This is a genomic window from Pseudomonas sp. RtIB026 (assembly GCF_016861355.2).
GTDB classification, from domain to species: domain Bacteria; phylum Pseudomonadota; class Gammaproteobacteria; order Pseudomonadales; family Pseudomonadaceae; genus Aquipseudomonas; species Aquipseudomonas peradeniyensis.
Window position 1 is genome coordinate 3,329,059 of the sequence record NZ_AP023348.2, and the last position, 17,003, is coordinate 3,346,061.

At 60.6% G+C, this 17,003-nt stretch carries 15 protein-coding genes; 9 read left to right on the forward strand and 6 right to left on the reverse strand.

Going from position 1 to position 17,003, the window contains the following annotated elements; all coding sequences use genetic code 11:
* The first annotated feature begins 8 nt into the window (after positions 1 to 8).
* The 5 genes from PRtIB026_RS14770 to PRtIB026_RS14790 all read left to right on the forward strand — a co-directional run bounded on the left by PRtIB026_RS14770 (position 9) and on the right by PRtIB026_RS14790 (position 5,853).
* A complete protein-coding gene (locus PRtIB026_RS14770) occupies positions 9 to 1,448 on the forward strand; it encodes a LeuA family protein (protein WP_203646860.1) in 1,440 nt (479 codons plus the stop codon).
* A gap of 58 nt (positions 1,449 to 1,506) precedes the next feature.
* Positions 1,507 to 2,283: a class I SAM-dependent methyltransferase gene (locus tag PRtIB026_RS14775; RefSeq protein WP_203646859.1), complete on the forward strand. Its 777-nt coding sequence runs from the start codon at positions 1,507 to 1,509 to the stop codon at positions 2,281 to 2,283.
* 170 nt (positions 2,284 to 2,453) lie between these two features.
* Positions 2,454 to 3,995, forward strand: a complete 1,542-nt coding sequence (locus PRtIB026_RS14780; RefSeq protein WP_203646858.1) for an asparagine synthetase B family protein — start codon at positions 2,454 to 2,456, stop codon at positions 3,993 to 3,995.
* Positions 3,992 to 5,062, forward strand: coding sequence for a TauD/TfdA family dioxygenase (locus PRtIB026_RS14785; RefSeq protein ID WP_203646857.1), 1,071 nt, complete (start codon positions 3,992 to 3,994; stop codon positions 5,060 to 5,062). Before PRtIB026_RS14780 ends, PRtIB026_RS14785 begins: the two co-directional genes overlap by 4 nt.
* A 92-nt stretch (positions 5,063 to 5,154) precedes the next feature.
* Positions 5,155 to 5,853 (forward strand): phytanoyl-CoA dioxygenase family protein, encoded by a 699-nt coding sequence (locus PRtIB026_RS14790; RefSeq protein WP_203646854.1) that lies wholly within the window; start codon positions 5,155 to 5,157, stop codon positions 5,851 to 5,853.
* Positions 5,854 to 6,135: 282 nt separating this feature from the next.
* Here PRtIB026_RS14790 and PRtIB026_RS14795 read toward each other — a convergent pair whose 3' ends face one another.
* Complete coding sequence (locus PRtIB026_RS14795; protein ID WP_203646852.1) at positions 6,136 to 6,504, reverse strand: Mor transcription activator family protein; 369 nt, start codon at positions 6,502 to 6,504, stop codon at positions 6,136 to 6,138.
* Between the two features lie 435 nt (positions 6,505 to 6,939).
* Between PRtIB026_RS14795 and PRtIB026_RS14800 the strand changes: the two genes are divergently transcribed.
* Positions 6,940 to 7,128 (forward strand): hypothetical protein, encoded by a 189-nt coding sequence (locus PRtIB026_RS14800; protein ID WP_011533313.1) that lies wholly within the window; start codon positions 6,940 to 6,942, stop codon positions 7,126 to 7,128.
* A gap of 36 nt (positions 7,129 to 7,164) precedes the next feature.
* Here the strand turns inward: PRtIB026_RS14800 and PRtIB026_RS14805 are convergent, their stop codons facing one another.
* On the reverse strand, positions 7,165 to 7,527 hold the full coding sequence (locus PRtIB026_RS14805; protein ID WP_267812329.1) for a fe2+ zn2+ uptake regulation protein: 363 nt from the start codon (positions 7,525 to 7,527) through the stop codon (positions 7,165 to 7,167).
* 199 nt (positions 7,528 to 7,726) lie between these two features.
* On the opposite strand from PRtIB026_RS14805, the gene PRtIB026_RS14810 reads away from it, so the two are divergent.
* Positions 7,727 to 10,033, forward strand: a complete 2,307-nt coding sequence (locus tag PRtIB026_RS14810; protein WP_420713579.1) for an acylase — start codon at positions 7,727 to 7,729, stop codon at positions 10,031 to 10,033.
* A 149-nt stretch (positions 10,034 to 10,182) separates the two neighbouring features.
* Here PRtIB026_RS14810 and PRtIB026_RS14815 read toward each other — a convergent pair whose 3' ends face one another.
* Positions 10,183 to 10,905 (reverse strand): UDP-2,3-diacylglucosamine diphosphatase, encoded by a 723-nt coding sequence (locus tag PRtIB026_RS14815; protein WP_203646848.1) that lies wholly within the window; start codon positions 10,903 to 10,905, stop codon positions 10,183 to 10,185.
* The gene (locus PRtIB026_RS14820) at positions 10,902 to 11,405 is read right to left on the reverse strand and encodes a peptidylprolyl isomerase (protein WP_203646846.1); all 504 of its coding nucleotides are present in this window, start codon (positions 11,403 to 11,405) and stop codon (positions 10,902 to 10,904) included. Before PRtIB026_RS14820 ends, PRtIB026_RS14815 begins: the two co-directional genes overlap by 4 nt.
* A gap of 260 nt (positions 11,406 to 11,665) precedes the next feature.
* Here PRtIB026_RS14820 and PRtIB026_RS14825 point away from each other — a divergent pair, with 260 nt between their 5' ends.
* Positions 11,666 to 13,369, forward strand: coding sequence for a glutamine--tRNA ligase/YqeY domain fusion protein (locus tag PRtIB026_RS14825; protein ID WP_203646844.1), 1,704 nt, complete (start codon positions 11,666 to 11,668; stop codon positions 13,367 to 13,369).
* Positions 13,370 to 13,378: 9 nt separating this feature from the next.
* Positions 13,379 to 14,761: a cysteine--tRNA ligase gene (cysS, locus tag PRtIB026_RS14830; protein WP_203646842.1), complete on the forward strand. Its 1,383-nt coding sequence runs from the start codon at positions 13,379 to 13,381 to the stop codon at positions 14,759 to 14,761.
* Positions 14,762 to 14,881: 120 nt separating this feature from the next.
* Here cysS and PRtIB026_RS14835 read toward each other — a convergent pair whose 3' ends face one another.
* On the reverse strand, positions 14,882 to 16,273 hold the full coding sequence (locus tag PRtIB026_RS14835; RefSeq protein ID WP_203646840.1) for a sensor histidine kinase: 1,392 nt from the start codon (positions 16,271 to 16,273) through the stop codon (positions 14,882 to 14,884).
* On the reverse strand, positions 16,251 to 16,931 hold the full coding sequence (locus PRtIB026_RS14840; protein WP_050706019.1) for a response regulator transcription factor: 681 nt from the start codon (positions 16,929 to 16,931) through the stop codon (positions 16,251 to 16,253). The genes PRtIB026_RS14835 and PRtIB026_RS14840 overlap by 23 nt, the downstream gene beginning before the upstream one ends.
* Between the last annotated feature and the right edge of the window lie 72 nt (positions 16,932 to 17,003).

Consider the following 17,003-nt stretch of genomic DNA (forward strand, 5'->3'; position numbering starts at 1 on the left):
CAATGACAATGCATGGCAGGGAATGCTACCCGCACATCATTGATACAACATTGCGGGAAGGTATGCAGGCGCCGGGAGTTCGCTTCGGTCCAGATGAAAGCGCAGAAATTGCCCGGTCATTAGTAAGACTTGGGGTGGACATGGTGGAGTGTGGACACCCACGGGTCGGCGAGGAGGAGGCAAGGAGAGTCGTCGCCGTTGTCGCAGCATGTGGGACCGTGCCGGTACTTGCCCACGCCCGAGCAAAGCTTGATGACATCGTGTGCGTTAAAGCGACCGGTGCGAAATGGGTTGGAATTTTTTTTGGCATCAATGAAATTTCGCGTGCTAGCCGATTCAAGTCGACTAATACTTTGATTGGCACGATCAAAGAGAGCATCGCCTTTGCTAAACAGCTTGGTTTGCGCGTTCGTTTCACCGTAGAGGATGCAAGTCGAACAAATGTGGATGATCTGGTCGACGCATACCAATTGGCACTTGAGGCAGGTGCTGACCGGATTTGCTTTGCTGATACTGTGGGACTGCTTTGTCCGTGGGAAGTAGAGGACGTGGTTGGCCAACTGTGCAGGCGATTGGCTTACCCTGAATTAGAGGTCCACTTCCACGATGATCGTGGTATGGCAACCGCTAATGCGCTGAGTGCCATTCGCGCGGGCGCTCGCTGGGTATCAAGTTCAATTAATGGTATAGGAGAACGTTGTGGCATCACCGATACCCTGTCTCTGATGGCGAACCTCCATGCGCTGGAGTGGAGGGCAATGCCGAGTGGCACCCTAATGCAGCATACGAGCCTGCTTGTACAGGCACATTCGCGTCTTATGGTCGATAGATGGCGGCCCGTTGTTGGTCGTAATGCGTTCACGCATGTTGCCAAGCTGCACCGCGATGCTGTCCAGCACGATGAGCGTGCCTATTCATGGATCAACCCTGCGTTGCTCGGGCGTGAGAGCTCCATTGAGCCGAGTATCCTTCCTGTATCACTGAATGAGCTACTCAACGCGCCGAAGGTTGTCTCGTCAACTGAACTCAGACACCATCGACATGGGCCGGGGGAGCGTTACCTTCTGCTCGACGAGCGTGTCGTTAGCGATGCGCGCCAATATTGTATCGTCCGGAAAATCCCGGAGCTGATGGAATATGGACCTGGGCATGTTGATCGACACCGCCATTGTGTTGACAGCATTTTTCTTTTCATCGGGGGCGGTGAAAACCTCAGCGGCCTTTCAGTCGAGGTGTCATTGGGGGAAGAAATTTTTACAGTCAACAGTCCGACCAGTGTCTTTATCCCGTCAGGTGTGATGCACAGCTATCGCGTCATTGGGGGGGCAGGTTTTTTTATCAACCATGTGCTGTCGGGGGACTACAATTCGAGTTTGCTCTATACAGCGGATGTGCCATCCAGCGTTGCTGATTCTGCAGTGACGCTGCCTTTTAGGGCATTCACTTAGTCGCTGTTAACGCTAATGTTGAATGTTGCTGACGGCCAGTTATGTTGGAGGGGTTGCGATGGAGGATCAACAGTGGAGTGCCAAGGCTCGGGCTTGGGATGCAGTAGGGTCAATGTTTTGGGAGCTTGGTCGAAAGTCTGCCAGGCCGAGTCAAAGCGAAGTTGAGATGTTCTTGACGCCGATATTGCCCGCTGGCCCCCAGGCACGTATTGCGGTCATCGGCGCGAGCACAAGAGATTTGGTGTTGGGTGCGGCGAAAATAGGTAAGGTTTCTGTCTTTGATTTCTCCTCGCGTATGTGTTCTGATCTGGCGGCGGAACTCGAAGTGCAAGGCGTGTCCGCAGTAAGTGTTTTTCGACTTGATATCACGAAGTCGATTCCGTCTGAGCAGAGAGGCCAATTTGACCTGGTTGTGTCGGACCGCTTGATCAATCGTCTTACTGAAGATGAGTGCCTTCTGGCTCTGCATGGTATGTCAGAATTACTTGCGCCAGGTGGGGAGATCAGAACTTCTGTTAAACTCGGCTTGTATCCAATGGATGAGAAGATGCTGGTGATGGCAGGGCGCGCCGGTATCGCATCAAATTTTTTCGACTCGGTTACAAATACTATTGATTATGCCAAGGCAGGGGAGCTGCTGGAAAGTTGCATCGTTGCTCATGGTGATATTCCCCGTGACAGTCTGTTGCAGTGGTATCGTGGGCGTGGCAAAGAAAAGCGCTACAGCGCTGATGATGTAGTTCGGATATCGGAAGCTGCAGTCGTTCCTTCGCGATTAATTGAATGGGTTGAACTGCCTGATGCCCCTTCGACTCGTCTGTATATCCTGCGCTGAGGTCTGTGATGTGTGGAATAGCGGGCACTTCAATCGCCGGGTCTGTGGGTGAGGAGCGGGTTACACGATTGCTGGACGCGATGCAATCGCGGGGGCCCGATGGCGTTGGGCTATTCTCCGGCAGATTTGGGTCAATCGGTATGTGCCGCCTGCGAATTCGGGGGGGGGCTGTGGACAGTCTCCCCTTTGTGCTTTCAGGAGGGGAAGAGCTTTGTGCGTACAATGGAGAAATTTATTCCGCCAGGAGCCGTTGTATTCACGACGCTCCTCCGGTAAACGGACCTGCCGAAGCGCAGGCATTGAAAGTCTGGTCGTCCGGTGGTGTGGACGGTATGTTTGCGGCTGCATTCGCAACGCGGGGGAGTCCGAAGATTACCCTGTGCAGGGATGGCTATGGAATCAAACCACTCTTCTATCATGTGCAGTCCAATGGGGTCACATTTGCATCTGAACTGGCGGCGCTTGTTGCTGAGACATCCGCACGTGCCAATACAAGTATCACGTCACTGGCACAGTACCTTCTTTTTGGTCGGATGCTTGATAGGCAAACTCTTTACAATGATGTGTACGAGGTAAGACCTGGTGATCAGCTTGAAGTTCAGGGAAGTACGATATCCCGTTTAAATGCGTTATCTCCTGAAGATAAATTGGATTTCCATGTTGCAAGTCAGTTGGGGCTGGCAGACTGCATTCGTGATGCCGTTGTTAAATGTCTGATCAGCGATCATCCCATTGGTATCGCAGTCAGTGGTGGGATCGATTCGACGATAATTGCTAACATTGTAGCCGATGAAGGTATCAGGGATGTTCAAACCTTCAGTGTCATAACTTGCGGGGCAAGGGACGGAATAAGATCGCTTGGTGAGTTGGCGCTTGGTGCTGCAGTGCATCCCTCCTGGAGGCATACGGTGGTTGAGTTTGGGCCGTACGATCTTAGGGACAAACTCCCTGAGGTTGTACGTCGCTATGGTCAGCCTTTTCGCATGAGCAGTATGTTGTTGTACGATTCGCTGAGTGCGGCTGTAAGTGCTGCGGAGTGTCGTGTATTACTAACGGGGGAGGGGGCTGATGAGTTATTTCTGGGCTACGATAGCTATGCGCAGTTATTTGGCCGGTCGCGCTCTTTATCCTCGAATGCAGTACTCAGACGTTTTTATATGGACACCCGGCATGCTCGGATGATCAGAGGGCTTTTGCCTGAGTCGGCGTGGCAAGAGATCGAGCAACAATTTATGTCGTGGGCTAGTCGCTTTGATGGCAAGCAGTCTGTCGATGCTTTGCGCAGTGCCGAGCGTGAACTCAGCCTTGAGCCACTCCTTCTTCGCAGTGATGTGATGATGATGTCACGGTCAGTAGAGGCCAGGATGCCGTTTCTGCATGGTAGCGTGGCCAGCTATGCCGCCCAGCTTCATCAGCAAGACCTCATCAAGGAGCAGGTAACTAAGTATGCACTTCGTAGTGCGTTCAGTCCGTATACCAACGGGCTGGTGAAAACACCCTTCCGTGCGTCGCTGACGACCTGGTTCTCAGGAGCGCTTCGAGTATGGATCTCTAATAAAGCTTCGAAAGTACAACGCTGCTTTACAGACCTTGGCTTTAGGTCTCAGCCGTTGCGCGCGTTGTTTACGCAGGCGATAGATGGAAATGAAGCCGCAGCATCAGTGGCATTTTCTTGTATTGTGCTTTATGAGTGGTTGGAGACTAAAGGGTGAGAACGGTATTTATTGAAGATATCGATAAAGTCAGAGAACTGCTTGATCAGGCAAAAGAGGTCGAGTGGCTAGGTGGTGACCTGAAGCGGGGTGCTGCTGCGCAGGTAGTCGAACTAACTGAGTCTCAGCGTGCAGATTTGCGCTTGATTGCCACTGTGCTGTCCAACGAGCAGGTGATGAATCTGACCAGGCAGGGGCTTCTAGAGTTGATGCCGAGCTTTTCTGAGAAGTTGCTAAGGGCGTGGCTGCAAGAGATTGAGTATGGACATGGTTGGCTTCTGTTGCGTGGGTTTCCGCTCGATTTAGACAACCTCGCTGCGATCAAGCGTGCATATGCGGCTTTGGGCCGTTGTTTAGGAATGCCCGTTTCGCAAACCTATGCAAGGAATGCAGTTGCCGAAGTTGAGGATCTAGGGAAGAGCGCGGCAGATCCTACGTCGCGAGGCCATCAGACAAGTTCGGCCCTACCGTTTCATTGTGATCGCTGCGACATAGTGGCATTGTTATGCGTCAATAATGCCTTCTCAGGGGGACGATCTCAGATCCTCAGTGCGCCTGCGGTGTTGCGTTGTCTGATTGATCGCTACCCCGATACCGCCATTCGGTTGCTTCAGCCCCTGCCGCATGACCGAAGAGGTGAGCACTATCCACACGAGGCACCTTGGATCCCTCTTGAGATTTTTGCGTTTGTGGAAGGGCGCTTTGTATCACGATATATACGGCGCTTTAACGAAAGTGCAGGTCGCTTCGGCGGGGGAAGTCAGTTGTCAGAGCAGAATGTATCAGACCTCAATAGAGTTGATCAGATACTGGCCGAACACAATAGGGCGTATGAGATGGATCTTCAGCCGGGTGACCTGCAGCTGTTGAACAACTTTACGGTGTGGCATGCAAGGACGCGGTACTTGGACGACCTGTTGAGTCAGCGGCATCGATTACTCTTGCGGCTGTGGCTTGCAAGTCCTTTGGGACGAGCACTGCCATCGCGCTATCAACCGTTGTACGGGGTCACTGCATCGGGAGTGCTCAGAGGTGGCGTCCCGCCTGCCACGCAAGGAATAATTTAACAGACGCTCGATTTAGAGGCACAATTATGCGTTCCGACGGGCAGGTAAAAAAAGCGCTCGATAGAGATGGTGTGGTTCGGCTGGGGCCGGTCATGACCCGTTCTCAGGTTGATACCGTTCTGCGTTGGCTGGAAACGAGGGATCTCGAAGACGAGGTATGCTTGCAATCCATGCAGCCTGAATTCGATCTGTCAGCCTGTGGGCAACGAAGGCTGAGAAAAATAAGACGGCTGTTTTGGAGCGACCCTGGCTTCTGGTCGCAAGTGCTTGTGCACTCTGAAATTGGTCGTATCGTACGAGACGTCGTGGGGCCGCATGCTGCATTAATATTTCATGCCGCCTTCATGAAGCCAGGGCGAATAGGTAGTCGAACCGCATTTCATCAAGATCAGGCGCTCTGGGAATCAAACTACCCAGATGCATTAACGATCTGGACTGCCCTTACTCCTTGCCATTCACTGAATGGCTGTCTAATGGGGTATGTTGGGTCTCATTTGGGTGTGCCTATCCAACATCAGTTTGTGAAAGGTTATGAGTGGCATTCATCTATTCCTGACGCTCATTTTGTCGGGCAGAAACCGTCCCTCTATGAAATGGAGCCTGGGGAAGCTCTGGCATGGCACCCGCTATTTGTACACGGTAGTGAGGAAAACCGATCTAACGTCGACCGGAAAGCCATCGTTGCAGTTTTTACGAATGCATCGCACGCAGGCTTTCAAGCAAAGGACTCGTTTCTATTGGCCGAGATGGAGCGGATTGCGTCTGTGCCTGTAGATCGGATAGTAACATAGCGCTGAAGTACAAGGCTTTGTACGGAAGTGCTTGTGCGACGACTGTGCTGGGTTGGGCGCAGTCTGGCGCGCCAGCCCGATCAGCATGCTTATTTGAAACTTATGGCGTTGAGCGTACCTCGGTTGTTCTCCGCTTGTTTTTTACTTGCCTGATCACCGCTAGACGAGTCCTCGTACCAATCTCAACAGCCACCGACTACTATTGTCCTCCGTACAGGTCAATGCGAAGAGCGTTAATGTCGTGCTCCGGACCATCTCAGCGAGGTAGCAAAAGTTTATACATTATGCCTGGCGACGAATATTGCCGATCTGCCGCAGGCTCAAACCATACTTGTTGGCCAGTAGGCTGCGCGACAGCCCGCTGGCGCTTTCCTTCTGGATCTGCTGGTTGCGCAGCTGGCGCTGGAAGTGATCGGGCTTGGGAATTTCCAGGGCCAGGCCGGCATAGCGCTCGATCAGCGCGTCGAGCGCCGCCGATGGCAGCACATCGGCGAGCTTGCTGCGGTCGCGGTGCTTGGGAATGTACTTGGGGCGCCCGCCGAAAGCGCAGGTCAGGCGATAGGCGCTGTCCAGGCCGATGCACTCGATCAGCGCCTGCAGCGATTGAGGCAGTTGGGTGATGTCGATACTGCTCAGGTCTGGCTTTTCCACGAAATGGTTCCTTCCGTCATGTAGGTTTGGCAGACGCCGAGGCCCGAATGGCTGCGGCGTGGTCGGCCACGGGTGGCGGTCCGAGTGGCGTGGTCCGATTTTCGAACAGCAGTGGAAAGGGTCGCTAGGCGCGAAGCGGACCGGAGCTTGTAGCCGCAACTGCCTGTTGTTTGCGGGTAACCTGATAGCGCGAAGTAGGAAACGCCCTCACCCTTTAGCTACAGGCCCCAAACCGTCTAGTGAAGGGGTTCCATGATGGCGGTTTGGGTGTGTGACCCAGGCGTGCGCGCGCAGACACGCCCGGGTGTCCTGGGGTGAGGAGGTATGTGCAGGGAAGGGGGGCGGGCAGGAACTTCAGCGGGGGAAAAGCGGGCGAGGTATCATGGCGTCGGCTCCGCTGGAGCCTCATGTCCCCGATGTCGCAAGGAATTTCCGATGACCCACGTGCAGCGCCTCAAATACTCGATCCTGATCATCCTGGTGGTCCTGGGGATCATGCTCGGCCTAAGCTACCTGCAGAAGCAGGGCACTATCAGCGAGCAGACGTTCCAGTACATCGCCATCGCCATCGCGGTGGTCGTGGTGGTGATCAACGGGATCCTGCGGCGCAAGGTCAAGCCCTGAGACGGGCGGGCCGGCATATCCCTGCCGGCCAGGCGCTCAACGCGAGACGGGTTGCTCGAGCACGGCCCAGGCCTGGGGGTTGAGGCTGTAGCATTTGTCGCTGCCCAGGCTGATCACGCCTTCGCTGCACAGGCGTTTGAGCACCTCGCGCACACTCAGGAACGACAAGGGAATATCCAGTTGCTCGAGTTGTGCATGCACGCCGCGCACGCCAATGCTGCGGCCATTGCGCCCGGCGGTGTGCAGCGCGTCGATGACCTTCAGGCGGATCAGGCTGGTGCGCAGGCCATAGGCGCGCAGCAGCTCGCGGATCTGTTCGTTGCCCACGCGTTCCTCCTGGGGGGCGGCGGCCTGGCCTGGGGCGGGCGGCGCCGATAGCGATTGTTGCGGGTTGTACATGTGAATGCTCCTTTTCGTGGACTGTCCCGAAATCATGGGTGCCTCACATCTAAAGACGTATGAGATCGACAAAACTGCAACCCTCGGTGAAAAAAATCTGACACGTTCTGTTGAGAACGTTGCAGCCTCACGTCGAACGTAAAATTTTCATCCGGCCATTCGTCTGTTCGGGATGACCCCGATAGCACGAGGAGTGCCTGTGATCCCTCTTCCCCTGTTCCGCCTGGGCCTTGCCGCCGCCCTGGTTGCCTCCAGCCTGGCCGTCCAGGCACGGGAGGTCGCCGACGAGGCCTCTGCGCAGATCCGCCGCACCAGCTTTGGCGTGCCGCATATCCTGGCCAAGGACGAACGCGGCCTGGGCTACGGCATCGGCTATGCCTACGCCCAGGACAACCTGTGCCTGCTGGCCAACGAGGTGCTGACGGTCAATGGCGAGCGCTCGCGCTATTTCGGTGGCGACGCCAAGACGGTCGAGCAGCGCGACAACCTGTCCAGCGACCTGTTCTTCACCTGGCTGAACGAATCGGCGGCAGTGGACGCCTTCCTGCAGGCGCAACCGGTGGCGGTGCGTGACCTGCTCGACGGCTACGCCAGCGGCTATAACCGTGCCCTGGGCGAGCGGCGCGCCCAGGGCCTGCCGGCCGAGTGCGGGGCAGGGGACTGGGTGCGGCCGATCAGCAGCCGCGACCTGGTCAAGCTGACCCGGCGCCTGCTGGCCGAAGGCGGTGTCGGTCAATTCGTCGAAGCGGTGGTAGCCGCGACCCCGCCGAAGCTGGCGGCGCAACGCCCGGCGGTTGACTACAGTGTGGCCCTCGCGCGCCAGGCGCAGTTCGCCGCCGAGCGTGGCAGCAACGCCGTGGCGGTGGGCAGCGAGCGTTCGGCCAATGGTCGCGGGCTATTGTTGGCCAACCCGCATTTCCCCTGGATCGGCGGGATGCGCTTCTACCAGATGCAGCTGACCATCCCCGGGCAGCTGGATGTGATGGGCGCGGCCCTGCCGGGCCTGCCGTTGGTCAATATCGGTTTCAACCGCCATCTGGCCTGGACCCATACCGTCGACACCTCGAAGCATTTCACCCTCTACCGCCTGCAACTGGATCCCAAGGACGCGACCCGTTACCTGTATGACGGCCAGTCGCTGCCGCTCGAGCGCAAGCCGCTCAAGGTCACGGTCAAGGGCGAGGACGGCACGCTGAGCGAGGTGGAACGCACCATCCACCTGTCGAAGTTCGGCCCGGTGGTGCAGTGGCCAGGGCGGCTGGACTGGGACAACCAGGTGGCCTACAGCCTGCGCGACGCCAACCTGGACAATACCCGGGTGCTGCAGCAGTGGTACCGGATCAACCGCGCCGATAGCCTGGAGGCGCTCAAGGCCTCGGTGGGGCAGTTGCAGGGTATCCCCTGGGTCAACACCCTGGCGGTGGATGCCGCCGGCCAGGCCCTGTACCTGAACCAGTCGGTGGTGCCCTATGTCGACCAGGCGCTGCTGGCGCAGTGCAGCAATCCGGCGGCGTCCGGCCCGCTGGTGGTGCTCGATGGCTCGCGCAGCGCCTGCCAGTGGAAGGTCGATGCGCAGGCGGCCCAGCCGGGGATCTTCCCGGCGAACCTGCTGCCGAGCCTGGAGCGCCGTGACTATGTGCAGCACGCCAACGACTCGGCGTGGATGGCCAACCCGGCCCAGCCGCTGACCGGTTTCTCGCCGCTGGTCAGCCGTGCCGACCAGCCCCTGGGCATGCGCAGCCGTTTTGCCCTGCAGCGCCTGCAGGGCAGGGACAAGCTGGGTGTCGCCGAGCTGCAGCGCATGGTGTTCGACGACGAGGTGTACCAGGCCAGCCTGCTGCTGCCGGACCTGCTGCAGTGGTGCAAGGGCGTGGAGGCGGATCTTGAGTCAGTGTGCGTCAGCCTTCGGACCTGGAATGGCAAGGCCGACCTGGACAGCGGCGTCGGCCTGGTCCATTTCATGAATATCGCTGGTGCGTTGGCCGAGCACCCGCAAAGCTGGCGCGTGCCGTTCGATCCGGCCGACCCGCAGCACACGCCGCGTGGCCTGGCGGTGGAGCAGGGCGCGGTAGGCAAGCTGCTGCGCGAGGCGGCGCTGGCGTCGCTGGAGCAGGTGGGCAAGGCGGGCATCGCCGCCGATCAGCGTTGGGGGGAAATCCAGCAGGCTGCCGATGGCACGCCGGTGCCCGGTGGTCCGCAGGCCCTGGGGGTCTACAACGCGATGGTCAGTGTGCCGGTGGGGCCGGGCAAGCGCCTGGTGGTCAGTGGTTCGAGCTATCTGCAGGTGGTCAGCTTCACCGAGCAGGGGCCAAAGGCCCAGGGATTGCTGGCGTTCTCGCTGTCGAGCGAAAAGGCGTCGGCGCATGCCGCCGACCAGACGCGGGCCTTCGCGGCCAAGCAACTGGCGCCGATCCCGTTTACCGACGCGCAGATCAAGGCTGATCCGCAGTTTCGGCGGTATGTGATCAGTGAGCGGGATAAGGGGCGCGTGGTCATCGCCCAGTAATCAGGCGTCCTCTGTAGGAGCGGCCTTGTGCCGCGAAAGGGCTGCAAAGCAGCCCCGGCGATCTTTGCATAATCGCTGATATCGGGGGGCCGCTTTGCGGCCCTTTCGCGGCACGAGGCCGCTCCTACAGGGGGCTGTGCGTTTGTCGTTCAGGAAAACTCGAACGGCGCCAGCTGGAAGCCCTGTTCGTCCACCTGCAACGCCCAGCCCCGCCGGTCCCAGTCCCCCAGCACGATACGCCGCGCCGGCTGGCCATCGACCACCAGCTTGTGCAGCGCCGGCCGGTGGGTGTGGCCATGAACCAGGGTGCGCACGCCGTGGGCGGCCATGACCTTGGGCACTTCCTCGGGGGTGACGTCGACGATCTCGGTGCTCTTCATGCGCGTCTGCGAGCGGCTTTCGCTGCGCAGCTTGCGCGCCAGCTTGTGCCGCGTGCCCAGCGGCAGGTGCCGCAGGATCCACAGGCTCAGCGGGTTGCGCAGGTAGCGGCGCAGCTTCATGTAGGCCACATCGCGAGTGCACAGGGTGTCGCCGTGCATCAGCAGCACCGCCTCGCCACCCAGCTCGACCACGCTGGGGTCGGCCAGCAGGGTGCAGCCGGCGGCGTCGCAGAACGCCTGGCCGATGAGGAAATCGCGGTTGCCGTGCATCAGGTAGATCGCCGTGCCGCTGTCGCTCAGCCGGCGCAGGGCCTGGCAGATCGACTGCTGGAACGGCGTCATCGCATCGTCGCCGATCCAGGCCTCGAAGAAGTCGCCGAGGATGTACAGCGCCTTGGCGTGGCGGGCGCGGCCGTCGAGCAGATCAAGAAACGCCCGGGTGATATCCGGGCGTTCTTCTTGCAGGTGCAGATCGGAGATCAGCAGTATCACTCAATGATCTCGGCTTTCTCGATGATCACGTCGTCTTTCGGCACGTCCTGGTGGCCAGACTTGGAGCCGGTGGAAACGCCTTCGATCTTGTCGACGACGTCCTGGCCTTCGGTCACCTTGCCAAAGACGGCGTAGCCCCAGCCCTGGACATTCTTGCCGCTGTGGTTGAGGAAGTCGTTGTTCGAGGCGTTGATGAAGAACTGCGCCGACGCCGAGTGCGGCTCCATGGTACGGGCCATGGCGATGGTGTACTTGTCGTTCTTCAGGCCGTTGTCGGCTTCGTTCTGGATGCTGGCACGCTTGTCGCGCTTCTCGTTCATGCCTGGCTCGAAGCCGCCGCCCTGGATCATGAAGCCTTTGATCACGCGATGGAACACGGTGTTGCTGTAGTGGCCTGCTTCAACGTATGCCAGGAAGTTGGCAACGGTCAGAGGGGCCTTCTCGGCATTCAGTTCGATGACGATATCGCCGTGGTTGGTGCTCAGTTTGACTTTGGACATGCTGAAAATCGCTCTTTCAAGGCATTCGGAAATGAGTGTGCGCAGGGCGCTCGGAGTACCTGACGCAGGATCAGGCCACCGCGACACAGGCCGCTGGGCCGCCATTGTGCCGGATTGCGCCGCCTCGCGCCGACAAAACGTGCCACTTTGAAGGCACTTTTGTGGGCACTTCGGCTGTCAGCAGCTTGACTGCTTCGGCTATGATAGGCGCTTTGATTCAATCGGCCTACCCGGGCCGGCTACCTGCATTCAAGGACACTATGAGCAAGCCCACTGCCGACAACGCGCCAAACGCCGCTGCCAAAGGCGCACCCGCCGTCCCTGTGAACTTCCTGCGGCCGATCGTCCAGGCCGACCTGGACTCGGGCAAGCACCAGAGCATCGTCACCCGTTTCCCGCCGGAGCCCAACGGTTACCTGCATATCGGTCACGCCAAGTCGATCTGCGTCAACTTCGGCCTGGCCAAGGAATTCGGCGGTGCCTGCCACCTGCGTTTCGACGACACCAACCCGGCCAAGGAAGACCAGGAGTACATCGACTCCATCCAGCGTGACGTCAAATGGCTGGGCTTCGAGTGGGCAGGCCCGGTGCGCTATGCCTCGGACTACTTCGAGCAACTGCACGCCTGGGCCGTGGAGCTGATCAAGTCGGGCAACGCCTATGTCTGCGACCTGACCCCCGAGCAGGCCAAGGAATACCGCGGCAGCCTGACCGAGGCTGGCAAGAACAGCCCGTTCCGCGAGCGCAGCGTCGAGGAGAACCTGGACCTGTTCGCGCGCATGAAGGCCGGCGAGTTCAAGGACGGCGAGCGCGTGCTGCGCGCCAAGATCGACATGGCCTCGCCGAACATGAACCTGCGCGACCCGATCCTGTACCGCATCCGTCATGCCCACCACCACCAGACCGGTGACAAGTGGTGCATCTACCCCAACTACGACTTCACCCACGGTCAGTCGGACGCCATCGAAGGCATCACCCACTCGATCTGCACCCTGGAGTTCGAAAGCCACCGTCCGCTGTACGACTGGTTCCTCGACAAGCTGCCGGTGCCGGCGCACCCGCGCCAGTACGAGTTCAGCCGCCTGAACCTGAACTACACCATCACCTCCAAGCGCAAGCTCAAGCAGCTGGTGGACGAAGGCCACGTCGAGGCCTGGGACGATCCGCGCATGTCGACCCTGTCGGGCTATCGCCGTCGCGGCTACACCCCGGCCTCGATTCGCAACTTCTGCGAGATGATCGGCACCAACCGCTCCGACGGCGTGGTCGACATGGCGATGCTCGAGTTCAGCATCCGCGACGACCTCGACCGCACCGCGCCACGCGCGATGTGCGTGCTGCGCCCGCTGAAGGTGGTGATCACCAACTACCCCGAGGGCCAGGTCGAGCAGCTCGAACTGCCGCGCCACCCGAAGGAAGACATGGGCGTGCGCGTGTTGCCGTTCGCCCGCGAGCTGTACATCGACCGCGACGACTTCATGGAAGAGCCGCCCAAGGGCTACAAGCGCCTGGAGCCGGCCGGTGAAGTGCGTCTGCGCGGCAGCTACGTGATCCGCGCCGACGAGGCGATCAAGGACGAAGGCGGCAACATCGTCGAACTGCGCTGCTCGTACGATCCGGACACCCTGGGCAAGAACCCCGAGGGCCGCAAGGTCAAGGGCGTGATCCACTGGGTGCCGGCGCAAGGCAGCGTCGAGTGCGAAGTGCGTCTGTACGACCGCCTGTTCCGCTCCGCCAACCCGGAGAAGACCGAAGACGGCGGCAGCTTCCTCGACAACATCAACCCCGATTCGCTGCAGGTACTCAGCGGTTGTCGCGCGGAACCTTCCCTGGGCCAGGCCCAGCCAGAAGACCGCTTCCAGTTCGAGCGCGAAGGCTACTTCTGCGCCGACCTGAAAGACTCCCAGCCGGGTCGCCCGGTATTCAACCGGACCGTGACCCTGCGCGATTCGTGGGGCAGCTGAGGAACCTTCGTGCTTACCATCTACAACACGCTGAGCAAGACCAAGGAAGTTTTCAAGCCGCTGGACGGCAACAAGGTGCGCATGTACGTGTGCGGCATGACCGTGTACGACTACTGCCACCTGGGCCACGGCCGCAGCATGGTGGCCTTCGACCTGGTCACCCGCTGGCTGCGCAAGAGCGGCTATGAGCTGACCTATGTGCGCAACATCACCGACATCGACGACAAGATCATCAACCGGGCCAACGAGAACGGCGAGTCGTTCGACGCGCTGACTGCCCGCATGATCGATGCGATGCACGAGGACGAGCGGCGCCTGAGCATCCTGCCGCCGGACCTGGAACCGCGTGCCACCGACCATATCCCCGGCATGCACGCGATGATCCAGACCCTGATCGACAAGGGCTATGCCTACGCCCCGGGCAACGGCGACGTGTACTACCGGGTCGGCAAGTTCGTCGGCTACGGCAAGCTGTCGCGCAAGAAGATCGAAGACCTGCGCATCGGCGCCCGCATCGAGGTCGACGAGGCCAAGCAGGACCCGCTGGACTTCGTCCTGTGGAAGGGTGTCAAGCCCGGCGAGCCTTACTGGGATTCGCCGTGGGGCCCGGGCCGTCCGGGCTGGCACATCGAGTGCTCGGTGATGTCCACCTGCTGCCTGGGCGAGAGCTTCGACATCCACGGCGGCGGCAGCGACCTGGAGTTCCCGCACCACGAGAACGAGATCGCCCAGAGCGAGGCGGCCACCGGCAAGCAGTACGCCAACGCCTGGATGCACTGCGGCATGATCCGCATCAATGGCGAGAAGATGTCCAAGTCGTTGAACAACTTCTTCACCATCCGCGACGTGCTCGACAAGTACCACCCGGAAGTGGTGCGTTACCTGCTGGTGGCCAGCCACTACCGCAGCGCGATCAACTACTCCGAAGACAGCCTGCGCGACGCCAAGGGCGCGCTCGAGCGCTTCTACCACGCACTGCGCGGCTTGCCGCGGGTCGTGGCCAAGGGCGGCGAGGCGTTCGTCGAGCGCTTCACCGTGGCGATGAACGACGACTTCGGCACGCCGGAAGCCTGCGCCGTGCTGTTCGACCTGGTGCGCGAGATCAACCGCCTGCGCGACAGCGACCCCGAGGCCGCCGCCGGCCTGGCGGGTCGCCTGCGCGAGCTGGGGGATGTGCTGGGTGTGCTGCAGCTGGAGGCCGATGACTTCCTGCGTGCCGGCGCAGAGGGCAAGGTCGATGCCGCCGAAGTGGAGGCGCTGATCCAGGCGCGTCTGCAGGCACGCACCGACAAGAACTGGGCCGAGTCCGACCGCATCCGCGACCAGCTGACCGCCATGGGCGTGGTGCTGGAAGACAGCAAGGGCACCACCACCTGGCGCCTGGCTGACTGATTGGCGCCACTGGGGCTGCTGCGCAGCCCTTTCGCGGCACGAGGCCGCTCCTACAGAGCTGCGTGGTCCCCTGTAGGAGCGGCCTCGTGCCGCGAAAGGGCCGCAAAGCGGCCCCGCTCTTTATTGAACTACCCCAACCAATGGGCAATGCAACACCAACTTGGCTCCACCCCACTCGCTGGTCCCCACCTCCAATCCAAACCCATGCAGGTCGACGATCGCCGCGACGATCGACAATCCCAGCCCGAACCCCGCGTGGCGATGGCCTTCCTCACTGCGGTAGAAGCGCTTCAACACCGCCTCGCGCTCATCCGCCGGAATCCCCGGCCCGCTGTCCTCGACCGCAATATGCACACCGGCCTCGTCCTCGCTGGCGACGATACGCACTTGTCCGCCCTCGGGGGTGAACTTGATGGCGTTGCCCACCAGGTTGGCCAGTGCTTCGAACAGCAATTCCCGGTCGCCATGCAGCGCCGCCAGCTGCGCAGGCTGCTCCAGGTGCAGGCGAATGCCGCCATCCTCGGCCAGCGGCAGGTAGAAATCATGAAGCTCCACCAGCAACGCCTGCGGGTCGAGCCGGACAAACCCGGCGCGGCGCTGGCGGTCTTCCAGTTCGCTGATGCGCAGCAGGCCGCGAAAGCGTGCCATCAGCGTGTCGGTCTCGCCGATTGCCTGGTCCAGCGCCGCGCCTTCGGCGGAGTCGCTGCCGCTTTGCTGGCGGATGCGGTAGAGCTGGGCGCGCAGGCGTGTCAGCGGGGTGCGCAGGTCGTGGGCGATGTTGTCACAGACGCCCTTGACCTCGTGCATCAGCCTCTCGATGCGGTCGAGCATGGCGTTGACGATGGCGGCGAGCATGTCCAGTTCATCGCGCCGGGCCGACAGGGGCAGGCGGTGGGTGAGGTCGCCGGCGACGATCAGCTCGGCCTGGGCCTGGATCGCGCGAATACGCTTGAGCGGCCGGCGCCGCAGCAGGTACCAGCCGGCGAAGCCCGGGATCAAGGTCAGCGAGATACCCCAGAGCAGGGCGTCGAGGATGATCCTCGTCACCACGAACAGCGAGCCATTGTCGCGCACCAGCACCAGCCAGCGACCGTCCTGCACCTTGATCGCCACGGCGTCGCAGCTGTCGCGGGGCAGGTGGGGGTCGTCGGCGTCCAGGCAGCGCTTGAGCTCGTGGACCTTGCCGTCCAGGCCCAGCTCCGAGGGTATCGTGCGGATGCGCCCGCCGATCGGGTTGAGCTGGGTGTCGAATAAACCGTAGGCGTCGAAGCTGCGCTCCTCGAAGGCCTGGCTTGCGATCAGCGCGTCGTCCAGCTGCTTGCCGCTCATGTGGGCGAACAGGTGCTGGCGTTGCAGCATGGAGTGGCGGGTGAGCTTGTTCAGGTAGCTGGTGACCTCGAAGTACAGCACCCCCATGAGGATGCTGCTCCAGGCCACGAACAGGAAGCTGTACAGCGCCAGCAGGCGGCTGGTGGAGGAACTCCAGCCCTTAGACGGGTTCGGCAATGGCATAGCCGGAGCCCCGCACGGTACGGATCAGCGGGTTCTGCCCGGGCGAGTCGATCTTCTTGCGCAGACGGCCGATGTGCACGTCGATCAGGTTGGTGCCCGGGTCGAAGTGATAGCCCCAGACTTCCTCGAAGATCATCATCCGGGTGATCACCTGGCCGGAGTGGCGCATCAGGTACTCGAGCAGCTTGTACTCGGTGGGCAGCAGGTTCAGCGCCTGTTCGCCGCGGCGCGCCTCGTGGCTGATCAGGTCCAGCTCGAGGTCGGCGACCTGCAGGCGGGTCTGGGTCATCGGCACGCTGTTGCGGCGCAGCAGCACCTCGACCCGGGCGGCCATCTCGTCGGAGGCGAACGGCTTGGTCAGGTAGTCGTCGCCGCCGGCACGCAGGCCGCGCACGCGCTCGTCGACGTCCGACAGGGCGCTGATCATCAGGATCGGCGTGGTGATTTTCAGGTTGCGCAGGGTGGTGACGATGGTCAGGCCATCGACCTCGGGCAGCATGCGGTCGAGGGTGATCAGGTCGTAGCCGCCGGCGATGGCCTTGGCCAGGCCTTCACGGCCATTGTCGGCCCAGTCGACTTCCAGACCGTGGCTGGACAGTTCGGCGACGATTTCCTGGGCGGTGACGGCGTCGTCTTCGATGGTCAGTACGCGAGGCATGCTGGTTCCTGGGCGGCGAGTGGAGACCTGATTGTGCCAAAGAATAGACAACCGGCGATTTAAGAAAAATTC